The following is an 18,007-nucleotide window of genomic DNA, read 5'->3' on the forward strand; positions in this document are numbered from 1 at the left end:
CCCTCACCGTCGTAGAACGGTCAAGTACTGCCAAGAACTGCCAAGCGGTGGTCAGAACAACCGCAACTTGTCGTCCTCGATCCCGCGCATCGCGTCGTAGTCCAGCACCTGGCAGCCGATGCCGCGGTCCGTCGCCAGGACCCGGGCCTGGGGCTTGATCTCCTGCGCCGCGAAGATGCCCCGGACCGGTGCGAGATGGGGATCCCGGTTCAGCAACTCCAGATAGCGCGTGAGCTGCTCCACACCGTCGATCTCGCCGCGCCGCTTGATCTCGACCGCGACCGTCTGGCCCTCGGCGTCCCGGCACAGGATGTCGACCGGCCCGATGGCCGTCATGTACTCGCGGCGGATGAGGGTGTAGCCCTCGCCGAGCGTTTCGATGCGGTCGGCGAGGAGTTCCTGGAGGTGCGCTTCCACGCCGTCCTTGATCAGGCCAGGATCCACGCCGAGTTCGTGCGAGGAGTCGTGGAGGATCTCCTCCATCGTGATGATGAGCTTCTCGCCCCCCTTGTTGGTGACCGTCCAGACGTCCTTCTGCTCGCCGTCCCCCTCCTTCAGGGTGCAGGGCGGCGACATCCAGTTCAGGGGCTTGTAGGCCCGGTCATCCGCGTGGATGGAGACGCTGCCGTCCGCCTTGACCAGGATCAGACGGGGCGCCGAGGGCAGGTGGGCGGTGAGCCGGCCCGCGTAGTCGACGGAGCATCGGGCAATGACGAGACGCATGGTCGGCAACGCTACTCGACGGGCCGGTGTCGACGCGATTCGCCCTGGGGGAGTCCGTATGACCCCGGACTGCCCCTGTTCATTTCTGGCCGATTGTGTGCCTAACGAGGACGGCCCATGTACGCAATCTCCTGGTGCCGTCACCGTCTGTTGCCTACCGTATTAAACGGGAGGTCGCGAGGCGTGTACGCAGAGTGTCCGATATCGCGAACTCCCCTATCTGTCCGGCAACCCCTGCTGCTGCGGGGGTGCGAGAGGAGAACCCATGTCGCTCGACGTCTCACCGGCCCTACTCGAACAGGCCGAGCGAGGCGAGGTCGACGAAGCCGTCTTCGTCGACTGCGTCCGGACCTCCCTGCCTTATGCATGGGAGATGATCAGCTCCCTGGTGGCTCAGCTGAAGGTCGACGGCGGTCAGTTCGCCGACAACCAGACGCCCCCGCCGGACGAGCAGGCACGTGGCCAGTTGCTGCGTGCGCTTGCGAGTGACGCGATACGCGGCGCGCTGCAGCGGCACTTCGGGGTGCGACTGGCCTTCCAGAACTGCCACCGGGTGGCGGTGTTCCCGCTTGACGCCTCGGTCGACGAGACGCATGCCCGCTTCACTTCGGTCCGCAGTCAGGTGCTGAACCAGTCCCCGGAATTCAGGGACTGCTGACGCAGTGACCCGCTTGCTTGCCGCTCCTTACGCGGGAGGTGCATTCAGTACTGGGGCGGCAAGCCCTTCTGGCGGCCCGGGCGCTCGGACGACGTGACACAGCCGTGCATCCTCGGCGGGGCGGTTCAGCCGAGGTGCGGCAGTACTTCGGCGCCCAGCCGCCGTACGTTCTCCTCGGTCGCCGCCAGGTCGCCCGAGCCCTCGACGAGCAGGGCGAAGCGGGAGATGCCGGTCCGTTCGCTGGTCGCCGCCAGGCGGTCGGCGCACAGGCGCGGGGTGCCCACGGGGTGCAGCCCGCAGAGCAGTTCGGTGTACGCCAGCGGGTCGCGCATCGCGCGATGGCGGCCGTCCACCGTCACATGGGCCTCCAGGCCCTGCCGCAGCCAGCCCGGCATCGCCTTCGTCAGGGTCTCGACCGCGTCCGTGCGCCGGTCCGCGATCTGGCAGACGCCGGCCGAGACATGGGCCGCGCCATGGATCTCGTCCGCCGGACGCCCGGCCGCGCGGGCGTGCTCCCGCCACAGGGCGACCATCTCGGCCTTCTCCTCGTCGCCCACATGCATCCCCAGCAGCATCGGCAGCCCGCGCTCGGCCGCGAGGCGCACGCTCGCCGGCGAGGTGCACGCGACGACGACCTCGGGCCCCTCGACGCCCGTGAGGCACTCCGACGGCCTTGGTACGACGGGGACTTCACGGAAACCGAAGCGGTCCCCGGCGGCCGCGACCGAGGGCTCACGCAGCCAGCGCATGAGCAGATCGAGTGATTCCGGGAACCCCTCCTCGTACGCCCGCAGACCCGAGCCGAACACTTCCAGGTCGACCCACGGCCCACCGCGCCCCACGCCCAGCGAGAACCGCCCGCCGGAGGTGATGTGCAGCAGCGCGGCCTGCTCGCCGAGGGCGACCGGGTGCGCGGTGGGCAGCACGCTGACCGCCGTGCCGACCCGCAGGCGCTGGGTGCGGCCGAGCAGTAACGCGGCCAGCGTGATCGCGGACGGACAGGTGCCGTACGGCACGAAGTGGTGCTCGGCCAGCCAGACCGTGTCGAGCCCCGCTTCCTCGGCGACCTCGGCGGAGCGGACCGCGCGGTGCAGCGCCTCCCCGTCGCCCTGCCCCGGGAACCGGGCCGCCAACACGAAACTTCCTACGTGCATTGCCTTTTCCTGCTTCCTTGGCTCCGACGCGGAGCTCCCCCACCGGGCATAACCGTCTGACACGTGCCGAGGACACGGCTTGGCGAAGAGATTTGCGGATTGTCTGCAGAATCGAGCGCCGGAGCGAGGGACTTGTGGGGGTTGGTTCTGTACGGATACCCCTGTCCGCGCCGCGTAGGCTGGACATGACCCCGGCATCCTGTATAGCCCCGAGAGGTGTTCCGTGTCCCCGCGTCGCAACCGACCCAACGGCCCTAACGGCGCTGCCTCGTCCGGACGCAGCGCCGAGGACGACCGCCCCGGCCGCTACGGCGGCTGGCAGTCGGCCGAGCGCTGGCAGGGCGAGGACTGGAACGTACGGCATGTGGCGGGCGCGAGCGCGCAGGGCAAGGCGTACCGCTGCCCGGGTTGCGACCAGCTGATCCCGGACGGCGTCCCGCACGTGGTCGCCTGGCCGGACCACGCGGGCGTCGACGACCGCCGGCACTGGCACAAGGCGTGCTGGAACGCGAAGGACCGCCGCACCACGCGGGTGCAGCGGTCCCGTAACGCGCCGAAGTTCTAGAGGTTCTGGCCGGACCGGCTCAGACGTCCCGCTTCTCCAGCAGGCCGTAGGCGCCGGCGAACGCGGCGGCCGTCACGCCGAGCATGATCCACAGCGGGTCCCAGCCGGACGGGCCGGAGTCGCTCAGGGACTGGGAGTAGAACACGCTGAGCTGGTTCGGGATCGAGTACTCGAACAGGGCCTGCTGCAGGTCCTGCAGCGACTCCGCGAACATGAACAGCGCGATGACCAGCGGTGCCAGCACGAGGCCGATCATGATCGTGATCGCGCCCGCCGAGTGCCGGATGATCGAGCCGACGACGAGCGAGAGCAGGCCGAGCAGCGCGATGTAGAGCGAGATGCCGACCGTGCCCTTCAGCCACTCCTGGCCGGTGGGCTCCCGCGCGTCCAGCATGGCCACGTCCACGAGGGCGACGAGGAGGGCCGACGCCAGCGTCACCACGAACGCGACCACGAAGAACACGATCGCCTTCGCCGCCAGCACACGGCCGCGGCTCGGGCACGCGGTCATCGTGGTTCGGATCATGCCGGTGCCGTACTCCGAGGCGGTGGTCAGCACGCCGAGCGTGATGATGCACATGCTGCCGAGCAGCAGCCCGAAGACGCCGAACGACAGCGGGTTCTCGTTGTTCAGGCTGCCGTCCGAGGAGTTGCCGGCGACCAGCGCGGCGGTCGCCAGGCCGAGGCCGACGACGAGCAGCACGAACACGCCGAGCGTCCACATCGTGGAGCGCACCGAGCGGATCTTCGTCCACTCCGAGGTGAGCGCGTGCCCGAGGTGCGTGCGCACGACAGGGATCGGCGAGGTGTAGGTGGGGTACGACGAGCCGGGTGCCGCCTGCCAGTTCGGTGCGGCGGTCTGCGGCATCGGGGGCTGGGGCGTGCTCATCGGGCGTCCTCGGGCTTGGTCGGGGCGGCAGGGGTGGCGGGTGCGGCGGGCGGCTGGGCCGGCTGGGCGGGGCTCTGCGGGGCCGGGGGCGCGGGCTGCGCCGGGGCCGCCGGAGCCGGGGCCGCCTGAGGCGCCTGGGGGGCCGTCTGCGCGTACGGGTTGGGCATCCCCGCGCCAGGCGCCGCCGAGGCGCCGTACGCCCCCTGCGGGCCCGGCTGTTGGCCCTGCGGTGCGGCGAACGGCTGCCCGCCCTGCTCGGGTGGCGGCGGGGCGTACCAGCCGGGCTGGCCCTGACCCGGGACCGGCATCGGCGGCTGCGCGCCCGGCGGCAGCTGCTGCATCAGCCCTGCCTTCTGGTCGACCGTCGAGCGGTAGTCGACCGCGCCCTGCGTCATCCGCATGTACGCCTCCTCCAGCGAGGCCTGGTGCGGCGACAGCTCCCACAGCCGTACGTCGCAGTCGTGCGCGAGGTCGCTGATGCGGGGGAGCGGCAGCCCGGTCACCCTGAGCGCGCCGTCCTGCTCGGGCAGCACATGCCCGCCCGCCTCGGTGAGCGCGGACGACAGCTTCTCGCGCAGCTGCGGCTCGGTGTCCGGCGTACGGACCCGGGCGAAGCCGGCGGAGTTCGCGGCGATGAAGTCCTTGACGCTCATGTCGGCGAGCAGCTGGCCGCGGCCGATGACGATCAGGTGGTCGGCGGTCAGCGCCATCTCGCTCATGAGGTGCGAGGAGACGAAGACCGTCCGGCCCTCGGCCGCCAGCGACTTCATCAGGTTGCGCACCCAGAGGATGCCCTCGGGGTCGAGGCCGTTGACCGGCTCGTCGAACAGCAGCACCTGGGGGTCGCCCAGCAGCGCGGCGGCGATGCCGAGCCGCTGGCCCATGCCGAGCGAGAAGCCCTTGGAGCGCCTCCTGGCCACGTCCTGGAGGCCGACCACGCCCAGCACCTCGTCCACCCGCCGGGCCGGGATGCCGGACAGCTGGGCCAGGGACAGCAGGTGGTTGCGGGCGGCCCGGCCACCGTGCACGGCCTTGGCGTCCAGCAGGGCGCCGACCTGGCGGGGGGCGTTGGGCAGCCTGCGGTACGGATAGCCGCCGATCGTCACCTGCCCCGCGGTCGGGTTGTCCAGGCCGAGGATCATCCGCATCGTCGTCGACTTGCCCGAGCCGTTGGGGCCCAGGAAGCCGGTGACGGCACCGGGCCGCACCTGGAAGGACAAGTTGTACACAGCGGTCTTGTCGCCGTAGCGCTTGGTCAGGCCGACTGCCTCGATCATGCTCCGCACCCATCGAAAGGTTCAGGACAGCGGGGCACACGCCCCCCGTAAGGGTTAGGAGGATACCGAGGCGCTGACGGTTCCACCCAAGGGCGAGTAAAACCTCGCGCCGACGGTGACCTCGGGCGTGCGCCGACCGTCCCGGGCCTCTCGCTAGGCGTCCCTCTTCTTGAGCGTGACGTATCCGCCCGCGAGCGCCGCGATCACCCAGAGCGCCATGATGCCGAGCCCGCCCCAGGGGCCGTACGGGGTGTCGTCGTCGATCGGGGCGACCACCTGCATGATCTTGCTGCCGGCCTGGTCGGGCAGATAGCGGCCGATCTTCTCGGTGGCCGGGACGTTGCCCAGGATGTTCGAGATCAGGAAGAAGAACGGCATCAGGATGCCCAGCGACAGCATCGGTGAGCGCAGCATCGCGGCGACGCCCATCGAGAACATCGCGATCAGGGTCATGTAGAGCCCGCCGCCGATCACCGCCCGCAGCACGCCGGGGTCGCCGATGGCCGCCTTGTGCTCGCCGAGCATCGCCTGCCCGAGGAAGAAGGTGACGAAGCTGGTGGCCATGCCGACGACCAGCGCGAGGCCGGTCGCCACCGCGATCTTGCTGAACAGGAAGGTGCCGCGCCGCGGCACGGCGGCCAGCGAGGTGCGGATCATGCCGGTGCTGTACTCGTTCGAGACGACGAGCACTCCGAACACGATCATCGCGAGCTGACCGAGGGTCATCCCGGCGAAGCTGACGAAGGTCGGGTCGAAGGACAGCTGGTCGCGTCGGCTCATGTTGTCGAACTCGTTCTTCGACAGGGCCGAGATCAGCATGCCGAGGGCGATCGTGACCACCACGGAGAGGGAGAGCGTCCACACGGTGGAGGCCACGGACCGGATCTTGGTCCACTCGGAGCGGATCACCTGGGTGGCTGCCATGTTCAGCTCCTCCTCCAGCCTTCGCCCCAGGGCCTCTGCTGCTCCGCGGGCGGCGCCCCGGAGTGCGCGTGGTACTCCACCGACTCCGCGGTCAGCTGCATGAATGCCTCCTCCAGCGAGGCCTGTTGCGAACTCAGCTCATGCAGCACCACCCCGTGCCGCGCCGCCAGCTCCCCGATCTGCTCCGCCTTGCCGCCGTCGACCTCGAGCGTGCCGTTGCCCGTCTCCACGGCCGTGATCCCGGCCGTGTGCAGCACGTCGAGCAGCAGCTCCCGCTGCGGGGTGCGGATCCGGACGTACGACTTCGAGTTCCGTGCGATGAAGTCGGCCATGGACGTGTCGGCGAGCAGCCGGCCCTGGCCGATCACGACGAGGTGGTCGGCGGTCAGCGCCATCTCGCTCATGAGGTGCGAGGAGACGAAGACCGTACGGCCCTGAGAGGCAAGGGATTTCATCAGGTTGCGGATCCAGTGGATGCCCTCGGGGTCGAGCCCGTTGACCGGCTCGTCGAACATCAGGATCCGCGGATCGCCCAGCAGCGCGCCCGCAATGCCGAGCCGCTGCCCCATGCCCATCGAGAAGCCCTTGGTCTTCTTGCGCGCGACCGCCGTGAGACCCACCGTCTCCAGCACCTCCCGCACCCGTTGCTGCGGAATGCCGTTGCTCTGCGCGAGGCACAGCAGGTGGTTGTAGGCGCTGCGCCCGCCGTGCCAGGCCTTCGCCTCCAGCAGGGCGCCGATGTAGGTCAGCGGGTCCTTGAGCTGGTCGTAGTGCTTGCCGTCGATACGGACATCGCCGGCGGTGGGGTGGTCGAGGCCGAGGACCATCCGCATGGTCGTGGACTTCCCGGCGCCGTTGGGGCCGAGGAATCCGGTGACGATGCCGGGTCTGACGGTGAAGGTGAGGTTGTTGACCGCCACCTTCTCGCCGTACCGCTTGGTCAGCCCCTCGAGCTCGATCATGCCGCCCACGCTAAAACGGGACAAAGCCCTCTGCCACCCCAGTGGCAGAGGGCTTTGCCAAAATTCAGCAGACGTGTGCCGGATCGTTACCGGGTCTGCTGGGCGGGAACCCCGCGGGAGATCGGCTCGTCCTCGGCCGGGGTGCCGGCGGCGGCCACCGCGGCGCCCGTGAGGGTCGCCAGCATCTCGCGGACGTTCGTCAGCTGAGCGTTGATCGAGTCGCGGCGGTTGGTGAGAGCCGCGAGCTCGCGCTCGGATTCCGAACGGATCCGGTCGGCCTTGGCGTTGGCGTCGGCCACGATGTCCTCGGCCTGACGCTGAGCCGTCTCCACCGTCTGGCGGGCGCGGCGCTCGGCGTCGGTGCGCAGCTTCTCGGCCTCCAGGCGGAGCTGCTCCGCGCGGTGCTCGATCTCCGCGAGGCGCTTCTCGGCCTTGGCCTGACGAGACGCCAGGTCGCGCTCGGACTGCTCGCGGCGCTTGGCGAGGTTCGTCTCGAAGTCGGCGGCGGCCTGCGCGGCCTTGGCACGGGTCTCCTCGAAGAGAGCGTCCGCCTCCTCACGCTTGGACTGCGCGTCCTTCTGCGCCTCGGCACGCAGCTGCGAGGCGTCGCTCTTGGCCTTCTCGACGATCCGGACGCCTTCGTCCTCGGCCTTGGCCTTGCGCTCCGCAGCGAACGATTCTGCGTCGTTGCGAACCTGCTGGGCCGCCGACTCGGCGAGCTCGCGGTGCTGCTCGGCGGCGCGGCGGGCCTCCTCGCGCAGATCCTTTGCCTCTTCCTCGGCGAGGCGGAGGATCTTCTCGACACGCGCGCCGAGACCGGCGTACGACGGCTCTGCGTCGGTTACCTGGGCCTGGGCGTTCTGCGTTTCGAGGTGGAGCTCCTCGATGCGCTTTTCCAGAGCGGTGATGCGGGCGAGAGCGCTGTCACGGTCGGAGACGAGCTTGGAGATTCGTTCGTCCACCTGAGCGCGGTCGTACCCACGCCGCACAAGCTCGAAGCCGTAGGGGGAAGTGTCGCTCATGGGGTTCCTGTCGAATGAGACCGGTGAGGTGATAAGTGGAATCCTAGGGGCCGAAGCGGTGTGTCATCGAGCGGATACGTGTTTGATCTGGAGAATGAGACCCCTTTTGAGTGGCTAACCGTCGGACGGCTTGCCAAAAACTTGGTCAAAGGCCCCAGGAGACACCGGAACCCGGCCGTTGCGCTAGCTCTCTGACGACTTGCCACCCGAACGGGGGGCACCCACCGTCGCACCGGCCTTGACCCCGCCGTCCTTGCCCGCGGTCGGTGCCTCGAAGGACTCCAAGGCCTCCAGGACGTCCTGCACGCGCGAGATTTCGGCGTTGATGTCCTCGCGGCGCCGGACGAGGACCTCCAGCTCGCGCTTGCCCTCCTCGACCGTGCGCCGGGCCTCGCGGATCGCCTCGGCCTTGAGCTCCTCGGCCTCCTTGATCAGCGTCGACCGCTTCTGCTCGGCCTCCTTCAGCAGGCCCTCGGCCTTCTTCACGGCGGCGATACGGACCTTGCCCGCCTCGGAGTTGGCCTCCGAGACCAGCTCCTTGGCCTTCGCCTGGGCCTTGGCCAGCTGCTCCTCGGCCGCCTTGATGAGCGCGTCGCAGCGGTCGCCGGCCGACTTCATCGTCTCGGCGGACTCGCGGCGGGCTCGCTCGTGCAGCTCCTCGATCTCGCTCGTGATCCGGTCGCGCAGCTCCTCGGCGCGCTCCCGGATCGACGTGGCGTCCCGGCGGGCGCCGACGAGCAGCTCGTCCGCGTCCGTGCGGGCCTTCTCCACCATGGAGTTGCCCTCGACCGTCGCCTCGGATACCAGCCGGTCGGCCTCCTTGCGGGCGGCGCCCACCATGGTGTCGGCCTGTCCCTCGGCGTCCGCGGTCGTCTTGTGCGCCTGCGCCTGCGCCTCGGTGAGCAGCTTGTCCGCCTCGGCCGTGGTCTCCGTGATGAGCTTGTCGACCTGCTCGGCCACGTCCTGGCGCCGCTTGTTGGCGTCCTTGCGGGCCTCGTCGAGGGTGCGCTCGGCCTCCTCGCGCGCGGAGGACACCAGTCGCTCGGCCTCCGCGGCCGCCTCGGCCTTGACCCGCTCGGAGTCGCTGCGGACCCGCTCGGCGTGCTGCTGCGCCGACCCGACCGTCGCCGCGGCCTCGGCGCGCAGCCGCTCCGCCTCCGACGTGGCGTCGCCGACCAGCTTCTCGGCCTTGGCGAGCGCGTCGGTGCGCACCCGGTCGGCCTCCGCGATGGTCTCCGACTGGAGCCGCTCCGCCTCGGACCGTGCCTCGGTGATGAGGGTGTCGGCCTGCGTCGCCGCGTCCGAGCGGATCCGGTTGGCGTCCTCACGGGCGTCCGCCCGGGTGCGCGACGCGGCCTGGTCGGCCTCGGCGATCGCGTCGGAGGCCTCCGTACGCACCCGCTGGGCGTGCTCGGCGGCGTCCGACCGCAGCCGCTCCGCCTCGGCGATCGCCTCCGCGACGGTGCGCTCGGCGAGGGACTTGGCGGCCTCGGACTCGTCGTTCGCCTCGCGCCGGATACGGCCCGCGTCCTCGCTGGCCCGCTCCCGCTCGGCGTAGGCGTCGGAACGGACCCGGTCCGCCTCCTCCTGCGCCTCCCGGCGGGTACGGTCCGCCGCGTGCTCGGCGGCACTGCGCAGCCCGGTGATCTCCTCCTGGGCCTGCTCGTGCAGCCCGGACACGGAGTCGCGGACCTGCTGGGCGTGCTGCTCGGCCGCCGACACCATCTCGGTGGCGCGCCGGTCGGCCTCCTCGACCAGCCGCACCGCCTCGGCCTGCGCCTCCTCGACCCGCTTACGGGCGGAGGCCAGCAGCTCCTCGCTCTGCTCGCGGGCCCGCTCGCGCTCCTGGTCGGCCTCCTGGCGGGCGGAACCGAGGAGTTCCTCGGCCTCGCGGCGGCGCCGGGCGGCCTCCTCCTGGGCGGCGGCCAGCGTCTCGGACGCCTCGGTGGCGAGCCGCTCGGCAGCGGCCTGCGCCTCCGCACGGAGGCGATCGGCGGTGTCCTGCGCCTCCGACTTCAGCCGCTCGGCCTCGGCCGCGGCCTCCGACCTGAGGCGTACGGCGATGGCCTCGCCCTCGGCACGCGACGCGGACGCGTCCGACGCGGCCTCGTCCCGCAGCCGGTCGGCCTCGTCCTCGGCCTGCTGCTGCAGCGTGCGGATCCGCTCGGCGGACTCCGAGCGCAGCCGGTCGGTCTCCTCGGCGGCCTCGCGCCGGATGCGCGCGGCCTCCTCGCGGGCATCGGTGAGCGCCTGCTCGGCCGCCGCGAGCCGCTGCTCGGCCTCGGCGTGAAGGCGCGTCAGCTCCTCGGCGGCCTCGGTGCGGCGGGCCTCTATGGCCCGCTCGGTCTCCTCGTGCAGCTCCCGCGCGGCCCGCTCGGCGTCGGACTTGATGCCCTCGGCCTGCTCGACGACCTCCTCGCGGTGCCGCTCGGCCTCCTGGCGGGTGCGCTGGAGGGTCTCCTCGGCCTGGCGGCGCAGCGTCGTCGCCCGCTCGATGGCCTCGGTGCGGACCTTCTCGCTGTCCGTCGTGGCCTTCTGGCGCAGCTCGTCCGCGTCCTGCCGGGTCTTCGCCAGCAGCTCCTCGGCGGTCTTGGCCGCCTCCTCGATCTGCTGGACGGCCTCCTTGCGGGCCTCCGCGCGGATCTTCTCGCCCTCGGCGACCGCCTCGGAGCGCAGCTGCTCGGCCTCGCCGCGCAGCCGGCGGGCTTCCTCCTGCAGCTCGACCGTCTTGGCGCGGTACTCCTTGGTGTCGTCCTTCGCCGCGCCCTTGAGCTGCTCGGCGATGTCGTGCGCCTCGGCGCGCAGCCGGTCCGCCTCGGCCTCGGCCTCCGTGCGGATCCGCTCGGCCTCCTCGGCGGCGGCCTTGGTGGTGTTCTGGGCGTCCTCCTGCGCCTTGTTGAGGACGTCCTCGGCGGTCTTGGCCGCCTTGGACAGCTGGGTCGCGCTCTCCTCGGCGGTGATCGTGCGGGCCTTCTCGGCGGCCTCGGCGACGATCTTCTCGGCCTCGGCGCGGGCGTCGGCGACGACCTGCTCGGCGTCCGACTTGGTGGTCTCGGCCTCCTTGGTGGCCTCGCTGACCAGGCGGGCGACCTGCTCCTTCGCCGTACGCATGCGCTGCTCGTTGGCCGACTCGGCGCTGGAGAGCGTCTTCTCGGCGGCCGTCTTGGCCTCGGCGACCAGCTTCTCGGCCTCGGACTGCGCCTTGCGCAGCGCCTCCTCGGCCTCCGCCATGCGCTGCTCGGCGGCCCGGCTGAGCTCGGTGGCCTGACGGCGGGCGGCGTCCGACTCGGTCGCGGTGGAGCTGCGCAGCTGCTCGGCGTGGTCGGTGGCCTCCTGGGCCTGCGTCGAGGCGGCGTTCAGCAGGCGCTCGGCGTCCGTGCGGGCGCGGCGCAGGATCTGCTCGGCCTCCGCGCGGGCCTCCTCGGCCGCACTCGTCAGGCGCTGGCGGGCCTCGCTGGTCAGGCGCTCGGCCTCGGCACGCGCGGCCGACATGGCCTGCTCGGCCTCGGCACGCGACTCGTCCAGGAGCCGGCGGGCCTGCGACTCGCTGCGGGCGCGCAGCTGCTCCGCCCACGCCACGTTCTCGTTGACGTGCGACTCGACGGTCTGGCGGCGCTCGGCCAGCTCCTGGTCGAGCTGCTGGCGGCGGGTCACCGCCTCCTGGTGCAGCTCGGCCTGCAGCCGGGCCGCGTTCTCCGCGTGCTCCTGCAGGATCCGCTGGGTCTGCGCGCGGGCCTGGCTGAGCTCCCGCTCGGCCTCCTGGCGCAGCTGGTCGGCCTGGACCTGGGCGTTGCGCAGCAACTGCTCGGCCTGATAGCCGATGTCACCGCCGTCGAAGGCCGGCCGGGACATGATGGTGCGCCGCGCCTCGTGCAACTTGGCGCGCAGCACCTCGACCTGGTAGCCGAGGTCCTCGGCGTGCTGGATCGCCTTTTCCCGCTCGGTCTTCAGCCGATCCATCTCGGCCTCGAACCGAGAGAGGTGGTCGACGTCAGCCGCCGGCTCTCGCTCCTGGCGTTCGTAGCCCCGCACTGCGCGGTCCCATCCGTCCCCTGGTCGCAAGTCTCTCCATACGGGCACCGTCCATCCGCCGAACGGGGCCCCCGGGGAATGGTGTCAGATCAACGGCGGAGCACGGGCTGTTGCCCCACCCTCGTCCCCCGAAACCCGGACCCCGGACGGTCCCCCCGTCAGGACGGAGGGGCCGGGTCACCCTGGAGTGAGCGGCGACCGCCCCCAACCCTACCGGCCCATATGTACGAGGGTCAGTGCTCAGGTGACTCAACAGGCGCCGAAGTGACCAGTTCTGTCAGTACGCCGTGGCAATCCTTCGGGTGCAGGAAAGTGATTCGTGACCCCATGGAGCCGCGCCGGGGCTCTTCGTACAGGACGCGTACGCCCTTGTCCTTGATGTCGGCGGCGTCGCCGTCCACGTCCGCCGTACCGAAAGCGATGTGGTGGACACCCTCGCCGTTCTTGTCGAGCCACTTCGCGACGGTGGAGTCCGGGCGCGTAGGCTCGAGAAGCTGCAGGTAGGAGGCGCCTCCGTCGGAGGTTTCGTTGATCTTGAGCATGGCCTCGCGGACGCCCTGCTCCTCGTTGACCTCGGAGTGGAACACCTCGAAGCCGTATGTGGCCCGGTAGAACTCGACGGTCTTGTCGAGATCGAAACAGGCGATTCCGATGTGGTCGATTCGCGTCAGCATGTTGTTCAGTGCAGCGCTCCCGAGGTGGTTACGCAACGTGCGCGCGATCACACCGACGGCCCGGTGACGGCACGGAGTGCCACTCAGTACATTCGAAGTAAACCCTCGTTCACTCCTCGGCAGTGCAGCCGGAAGGGGATCGCACCTCATGTCTGGAACGAACAGCACAACCTCGGTGATCGTCGCGGGCGCCCGTACGCCCATGGGACGGTTGCTGGGCTCGCTGAAGTCCTTCTCGGGAGCCGACCTCGGCGGCTTCGCGATCAAGGCCGCCCTCGACCGTGCGGGGATCGGCGGCGACCAGGTGCAGTACGTGATCATGGGCCAGGTGCTGCAGGCCGGCGCGGGCCAGATCCCGGCCCGCCAGGCAGCCGTGAAGGCCGGCATCCCGATGAACGTCCCGGCGCTCACCATCAACAAGGTGTGTCTGTCCGGCCTCGACGCCATCGCCCTCGCGGACCAGCTGATCCGCGCCGGCGAGTTCGACGTGATCGTCGCGGGCGGCCAGGAGTCCATGACCAACGCCCCGCACCTGCTGCCGAAGTCCCGCGAGGGCTTCAAGTACGGCGCGGTCGAGATGATCGACGCGATGGCGTACGACGGTCTGACCGACTCCTTCGAGGGCATCGCCATGGGCGAGTCGACGGAGAAGCACAACACCCGCCTCGGCATCCAGCGTCCCGAGCAGGACGAGATCGCCGCCCTGTCCCACCAGCGGGCCGCGGCCGCGCAGAAGAACGGCATCTTCGAGGCCGAGATCACCCCGGTCGAGATCCCGCAGCGCAAGGGCGAGCCGGTCGTCTTCAGCAAGGACGAGGGCATCCGCGCGGAGACCACGGCGGAGTCGCTGGGCAAGCTGCGTCCCGCCTTCTCGCGGGACGGCACGATCACGGCGGGTTCGGCGTCGCAGATCTCGGACGGCGCCGCCGCGGTCGTCGTCATGAGCAAGGCCAAGGCGCTGGAGCTCGGCCTGGACTGGATCGCCGAGATCGGCGCCCACGGCAATGTGGCGGGTCCGGACAACAGCCTCCAGTCCCAGCCCTCCAACGCCATCCTGCACGCCCTGAAGAAGGAGGGCCTGGAGGTCTCCGACCTCGACCTGATCGAGATCAACGAGGCCTTCGCCGCCGTCGCGGTGCAGTCAATGAAGGACCTCGGAGTGTCATCGGAAAAGGTGAACGTCAACGGCGGAGCCATCGCCCTGGGTCACCCGATCGGTATGTCGGGTGCGCGGCTCGTTCTGCACCTGGCCCTGGAGCTGAAGCGGCGGGGCGGCGGCGTGGGCGCGGCCGCGCTGTGCGGTGGCGGCGGCCAGGGTGACGCGCTGATCGTGCGGGTACCCAAGGCCTGAGTTCTCTTTGTAGGACCTCTCTGTGAACGGAGCTGTGATGCAGGACGTCTCCACCCTGGTGGCCCAGGCCAGGGAAGGCCGGCCGCGGGCCGTGGCCCGGCTGATCTCCCTGGTGGAGGGGGCGTCCCCGCAGCTGCGGGAGGTCATGGCGACGCTGGCCCCGCTGACGGGCAACGCGTACGTGGTGGGGTTGACGGGCTCACCGGGTGTCGGCAAGTCCACCTCGACCTCGGCGCTGGTGACGGCGTACCGAAAGCAGGGCAAGCGGGTCGGCGTCCTGGCCGTCGACCCGTCCTCGCCCTTCTCCGGCGGCGCCCTGCTCGGCGACCGCGTCCGGATGTCGGAGCACGCCTCCGACCCCGGCGTCTACATCCGCTCGATGGCGACGCGCGGCCACCTGGGCGGTTTGGCCTGGGCCGCCCCGCAGGCGATCCGCGTCCTGGACGCGGCGGGCTGCGACGTGATCCTGGTCGAGACGGTGGGTGTGGGCCAGTCGGAGGTGGAGATCGCCTCCCAGGCCGACACCTCGGTGGTGTTGCTGGCGCCGGGGATGGGCGACGGCATCCAGGCCGCGAAGGCGGGCATCCTGGAGATCGGCGACGTGTACGTCGTCAACAAGGCCGACCGCGACGGCGCCGACGCCACGGCCCGCGAGCTCAACCACATGCTGGGCCTCGGCGAGTCCCGCGGTCCCGGCGACTGGCGCCCCCCGATCGTCAAGACGGTCGCCGCACGCGCCGAGGGCGTCGACGAGGTCGTGGAAGCGCTGGAGAAGCACCGCGCCTGGATGGAGGAGCGCGGAGTCCTCACGGAACGCCGCCGCGCCCGCGCCGCCCGCGAGGTCGAGACCATCGCCGTCACCGCCCTGCGCGAACGCATCGCCGACCTGCACGGCGACCGCCGCCTCGGCGCACTGGCGGAGAAGATCGTCGCCGGCGAACTGGACCCGTACCGTGCGGCGGACGAGCTGGTGGCGGGTCTCACCCAGACCTGAGAGCCCTGCACCGCCCTGCTTTGCGCTCGGCGCGCTTGGCGAGGGCGGACGGCCCGCGGGTGCGGCCGGGGGTGGTGCGTGCGGGTGGCCGCGAGCGCGGGCTTGCATGCGTCGGGGTCCTTTCAGGTGTGCGGTCCCGGGTGGGCGTTGGCGGGTGGGGTGAGACCTGTTCGCGTGGCCGTACTCGGGTGGCCGTCTTGCGGGTGGGGGCAGTTCGTGCGGTTGGCTGCGGGCCGGCGGGGGTGTGGGTTGACGTCCCTTGCGAGGCTGCTGGCTGCAGGCGCGGGGCTCGTGGGGGCGTCAGCGTCCCTTCGGCCAGCTGGTCCCGAGCGCCGGCTTGCATGCGTCGCGGTCCCTTCAGACATGCGGCCCCGCGTGGGGGTTCGCCGGGGTTGGCCGAGGGGCGGCGGGGTAGGTCGGCGTCCGATGTGAGGCTGTCGGCTGCAGGTGTGGGGCTCGTCAGCGGGCTTCGGCTCGTCGGTCCCGCGCGGGCGGCACGCGGTTCGGTGGGGCACTTGCGCGGAGTTGGCTCGTGGGTGTGTGGGGCAGGCCGTCGCGCGTGGGGCTGGTGGATTCCGGAGTAGGGCTGGCAGGGCCTTCGGGGTAGTCGGCTTCCGGGCATTCTGCGTGGTCAACTTCCGCTTCCCGCTGCTAGGTTGAACCGCATGTATCTCCTCTTGGCATAGGGCACGCCTTGCCCGCGCGCGGTGGACGGCCGGTCGGTCGTGACCGGCGCGGCGATCAGGTGTCCCCTTTTTCGCCTCGAGTCGAGGAACTTCCGTGTCTTCCACGTCTGTCGTGCGGCCTTCGTATGCCGCCGTTCTGCGGATCCCGTACGCCCGCAACACCTTCGCCGCCGCCCTGCTCGGCAGGCTGTCGTACGGCGTCGTCCCGCTGGCCGTGATGCTCGCCGTGACCCGGGCCTCCGGGTCGTACGCGGTGGCGGGCGTCGTGATGGCGCTGTTCTCGGGGACCAGCGTCTTTCTGTCGCCCGCGAGGGCGGCCCTGATCGATCGGTTCGGGCCGCGCCGGGCGCTCGTGCCGATGGTCGCGGCCTATACCGCGCTGCTCGGGCTGTTGACGGTGATCGTCTGGCGGCCGGGGGTCGCCTCGCCGCTCGTGCTGGGCGCCGTGACCGCCGCCGCGGGCGCCTGCACTCCGCCGCTGGGGCCCACCATGCGGGCCGTGTGGGGCAGGATCGCCGGCGACCGGGCGTTGGTGCAGCGCGCCTACAGCCTGGACGCCGTCGCAGAGGAACTGCTCTTCGTCTCGGGGCCGTTGCTGGTCGGCGTGCTCGTCGGGTTCGCTCCGCCCGCGCTCGGGATCGCCGTCGGGGCGGTGCTGATCGCGGCGGGCACCGCGGGGTTCGTGTCGTCGCCCGTGGTGCGGGACCTGACGCCCGGCGCCGGGGAGGCCAAGCCGCGCGGCAGGAGTCGGCGTCGGGTGCTGCGCGGGCTCGGGCGGCCCGTGATCGCCGCCGCGGGCGTCGGGCTCGCGCTGGGCGCCGTCGAGCTGCTGGTCGTGGCGTTCACCGAAGGGCGCGGCCACGGCAGTGACAGCGTGGCCTGGGTGCTGGCCGCCCTGTCGGCCGGAAGCGCCGTCGGCGGGCTCGCCAACGGGGCCGTCGCGTGGCGTATTTCGGCAGGGCTGCGGCTCCCGTTGCTGGCCGCAGGGCTGGGGCTGGCCCTGCTCGGCGCGGGGTTGGCCCCGGGCCTCGGCACGCTCGCGTCGGCCATGGCGGTCGCCGGGCTCTTCGTGGCCCCGGCCATCACCACCGCGTACCTCATCGCCGACGAGGCCGCCGCGCCCGAGGCCCGGGTCCAGGCCGGGGCCTGGGTGAACACGGCCGTCAACGCCGGGGGTACGGCGGGCACCGCGGTCGCCGGGGTGCTGGTCGGACGGCTGTCGACGGGGTGGTGTTTCGCCGTGACCGGCGCGGTGGCGCTGCTCGCGGCCGTGGCAGTGGCGAGGGGCGCCACCCGTGACGGGGGCGCCCCTGAGGAAGCGGAGGAGATGCGGGACGGGGGTGCCGTCCAGGAGGCCTGAGGTCAGGCGTCGTCACCGTCGCGGTCGTCCTGGTCGTCGTCGTGGTCCTGGGTGACCTTGCCCGTCTTGAGGTCGACCTTCCACTCGCCCTTCGTGGTCTCCACGCTCCAGGCCGCCGGACCGTCGTCGTCCAGGTCGACGTCGGTGACGGTGCCCTTCGCCGCCGCGGCCTGGGCGGCCTCGCGGGCGTCCACGCCCGCGCCCTTCAGCGCGGCGAGGTCCTCGCGGCCGTCGTTGTCGTCGTCGGCGTCGCGCTGGGCGCCGAGGACCTTGCCGGTGCTCGGGGAGACCGAGACGGTGTACTCGGTGCCGTCGGACTTCACGACGTCCACGTCCCAGGCGTCCTTGCCGTCGTCGTCCAGGTCGGCGGCGACGGCCGTGCCCGGTGTGTGCTTCAGCGCGGCCGCGATCGCGTCGGCGGCGGTGACCTTGGAGGCGGCGGCTGCCGAACGGGCCTCGGTGGCGTCGTCGTCGGTGGCGTCGTCCGCGTCATCCCGGTCGTCGGCGACCCGGACGTTCGACTGCTGCTGCGTGGGCGCGCTGTCGTCGTCACCGGACGCGTAGGCCGCGACGGTGCCGCCTCCGATCAGTGCCGCGGCGGCGACGGTGGCGATGACGATGTTGCGCTTCATGGGGTTCCCTCCCGGGTCGTTGCGGTTCACAGCGTTCCGTGCGGCTTCGTGCCGCTTCGTGTCGCTTCGTGTCGCTTCGTTTCGACGGGAACCAATCTGCCGAA

At 71.2% G+C, this 18,007-nt stretch carries 15 protein-coding genes; 5 read left to right on the plus strand and 10 right to left on the minus strand.

The genetic code is table 11. The features are described 5' to 3' along the window. Positions 1-51: 51 nt before the first annotated feature. On the minus strand, positions 52-723 hold the full coding sequence (gene nucS, locus EHO50_RS31900) for an endonuclease NucS (RefSeq protein ID WP_164904997.1): 672 nt from the start codon (positions 721-723) through the stop codon (positions 52-54). A gap of 265 nt (positions 724-988) precedes the next feature. On the opposite strand from nucS, the gene EHO50_RS31905 reads away from it, so the two are divergent. Further along, entirely contained in the window at positions 989-1,381 is a 393-nt protein-coding gene (locus EHO50_RS31905; protein WP_128434698.1) for an SCO5389 family protein, read from the plus strand. A 125-nt stretch (positions 1,382-1,506) separates the two neighbouring features. Here EHO50_RS31905 and EHO50_RS31910 read toward each other — a convergent pair whose 3' ends face one another. Next, positions 1,507-2,535 carry an LLM class flavin-dependent oxidoreductase gene (locus EHO50_RS31910; protein WP_128434699.1) on the minus strand — a complete coding sequence of 343 codons (1,029 nt, stop codon included), beginning with the start codon at positions 2,533-2,535 and terminating at the stop codon, positions 1,507-1,509. A 223-nt stretch (positions 2,536-2,758) separates the two neighbouring features. On the opposite strand from EHO50_RS31910, the gene EHO50_RS31915 reads away from it, so the two are divergent. Next, complete coding sequence (locus tag EHO50_RS31915) at positions 2,759-3,100, plus strand: ATP/GTP-binding protein (protein ID WP_128434700.1); 342 nt, start codon at positions 2,759-2,761, stop codon at positions 3,098-3,100. 19 nt (positions 3,101-3,119) lie between these two features. Here EHO50_RS31915 and EHO50_RS31920 read toward each other — a convergent pair whose 3' ends face one another. The 7 genes from EHO50_RS31920 to mce form a co-directional block, all read right to left on the minus strand. Beyond that, on the minus strand, positions 3,120-3,989 hold the full coding sequence (locus tag EHO50_RS31920; protein ID WP_128434701.1) for an ABC transporter permease: 870 nt from the start codon (positions 3,987-3,989) through the stop codon (positions 3,120-3,122). Next, complete coding sequence (locus EHO50_RS31925) at positions 3,986-5,266, minus strand: ABC transporter ATP-binding protein (RefSeq protein ID WP_128434702.1); 1,281 nt, start codon at positions 5,264-5,266, stop codon at positions 3,986-3,988. The genes EHO50_RS31920 and EHO50_RS31925 overlap by 4 nt, the downstream gene beginning before the upstream one ends. 153 nt (positions 5,267-5,419) lie before the next feature. Beyond that, the gene (locus EHO50_RS31930) at positions 5,420-6,190 is read right to left on the minus strand and encodes an ABC transporter permease (RefSeq protein ID WP_164904998.1); all 771 of its coding nucleotides are present in this window, start codon (positions 6,188-6,190) and stop codon (positions 5,420-5,422) included. A 2-nt stretch (positions 6,191-6,192) separates the two neighbouring features. Further along, on the minus strand, positions 6,193-7,152 hold the full coding sequence (locus tag EHO50_RS31935) for an ABC transporter ATP-binding protein (protein ID WP_164904999.1): 960 nt from the start codon (positions 7,150-7,152) through the stop codon (positions 6,193-6,195). Between the two features lie 86 nt (positions 7,153-7,238). After that, positions 7,239-8,174 (minus strand): coiled-coil domain-containing protein, encoded by a 936-nt coding sequence (locus EHO50_RS31940; protein WP_126395108.1) that lies wholly within the window; start codon positions 8,172-8,174, stop codon positions 7,239-7,241. 183 nt (positions 8,175-8,357) lie between these two features. Beyond that, positions 8,358-12,206 carry a polarized growth protein Scy gene (gene scy / locus EHO50_RS44210; RefSeq protein WP_164905000.1) on the minus strand — a complete coding sequence of 1,283 codons (3,849 nt, stop codon included), beginning with the start codon at positions 12,204-12,206 and terminating at the stop codon, positions 8,358-8,360. A 233-nt stretch (positions 12,207-12,439) separates the two neighbouring features. Beyond that, complete coding sequence (gene mce, locus EHO50_RS31950; protein WP_093906564.1) at positions 12,440-12,880, minus strand: methylmalonyl-CoA epimerase; 441 nt, start codon at positions 12,878-12,880, stop codon at positions 12,440-12,442. Positions 12,881-13,028: 148 nt separating this feature from the next. Here mce and EHO50_RS31955 point away from each other — a divergent pair, with 148 nt between their 5' ends. The 3 genes from EHO50_RS31955 to EHO50_RS31965 all read left to right on the plus strand — a co-directional run bounded on the left by EHO50_RS31955 (position 13,029) and on the right by EHO50_RS31965 (position 17,271). Further along, on the plus strand, positions 13,029-14,231 hold the full coding sequence (locus tag EHO50_RS31955) for an acetyl-CoA C-acetyltransferase (RefSeq protein WP_128434705.1): 1,203 nt from the start codon (positions 13,029-13,031) through the stop codon (positions 14,229-14,231). Positions 14,232-14,268: 37 nt separating this feature from the next. Then, positions 14,269-15,225: a methylmalonyl Co-A mutase-associated GTPase MeaB gene (meaB, locus tag EHO50_RS31960; RefSeq protein ID WP_128434706.1), complete on the plus strand. Its 957-nt coding sequence runs from the start codon at positions 14,269-14,271 to the stop codon at positions 15,223-15,225. A gap of 780 nt (positions 15,226-16,005) precedes the next feature. Then, entirely contained in the window at positions 16,006-17,271 is a 1,266-nt protein-coding gene (locus tag EHO50_RS31965) for an MFS transporter (protein ID WP_128434707.1), read from the plus strand. A gap of 2 nt (positions 17,272-17,273) precedes the next feature. Here the strand turns inward: EHO50_RS31965 and EHO50_RS31970 are convergent, their stop codons facing one another. Then, the gene (locus tag EHO50_RS31970) at positions 17,274-17,903 is read right to left on the minus strand and encodes a PepSY domain-containing protein (RefSeq protein WP_128434708.1); all 630 of its coding nucleotides are present in this window, start codon (positions 17,901-17,903) and stop codon (positions 17,274-17,276) included. Positions 17,904-18,007: the final 104 nt, after the last annotated feature.

Origin of the sequence: Streptomyces cyaneus, from assembly GCF_004028635.1 — a bacterium.
Lineage (GTDB): Bacteria > Actinomycetota > Actinomycetes > Streptomycetales > Streptomycetaceae > Streptomyces > Streptomyces cyaneus.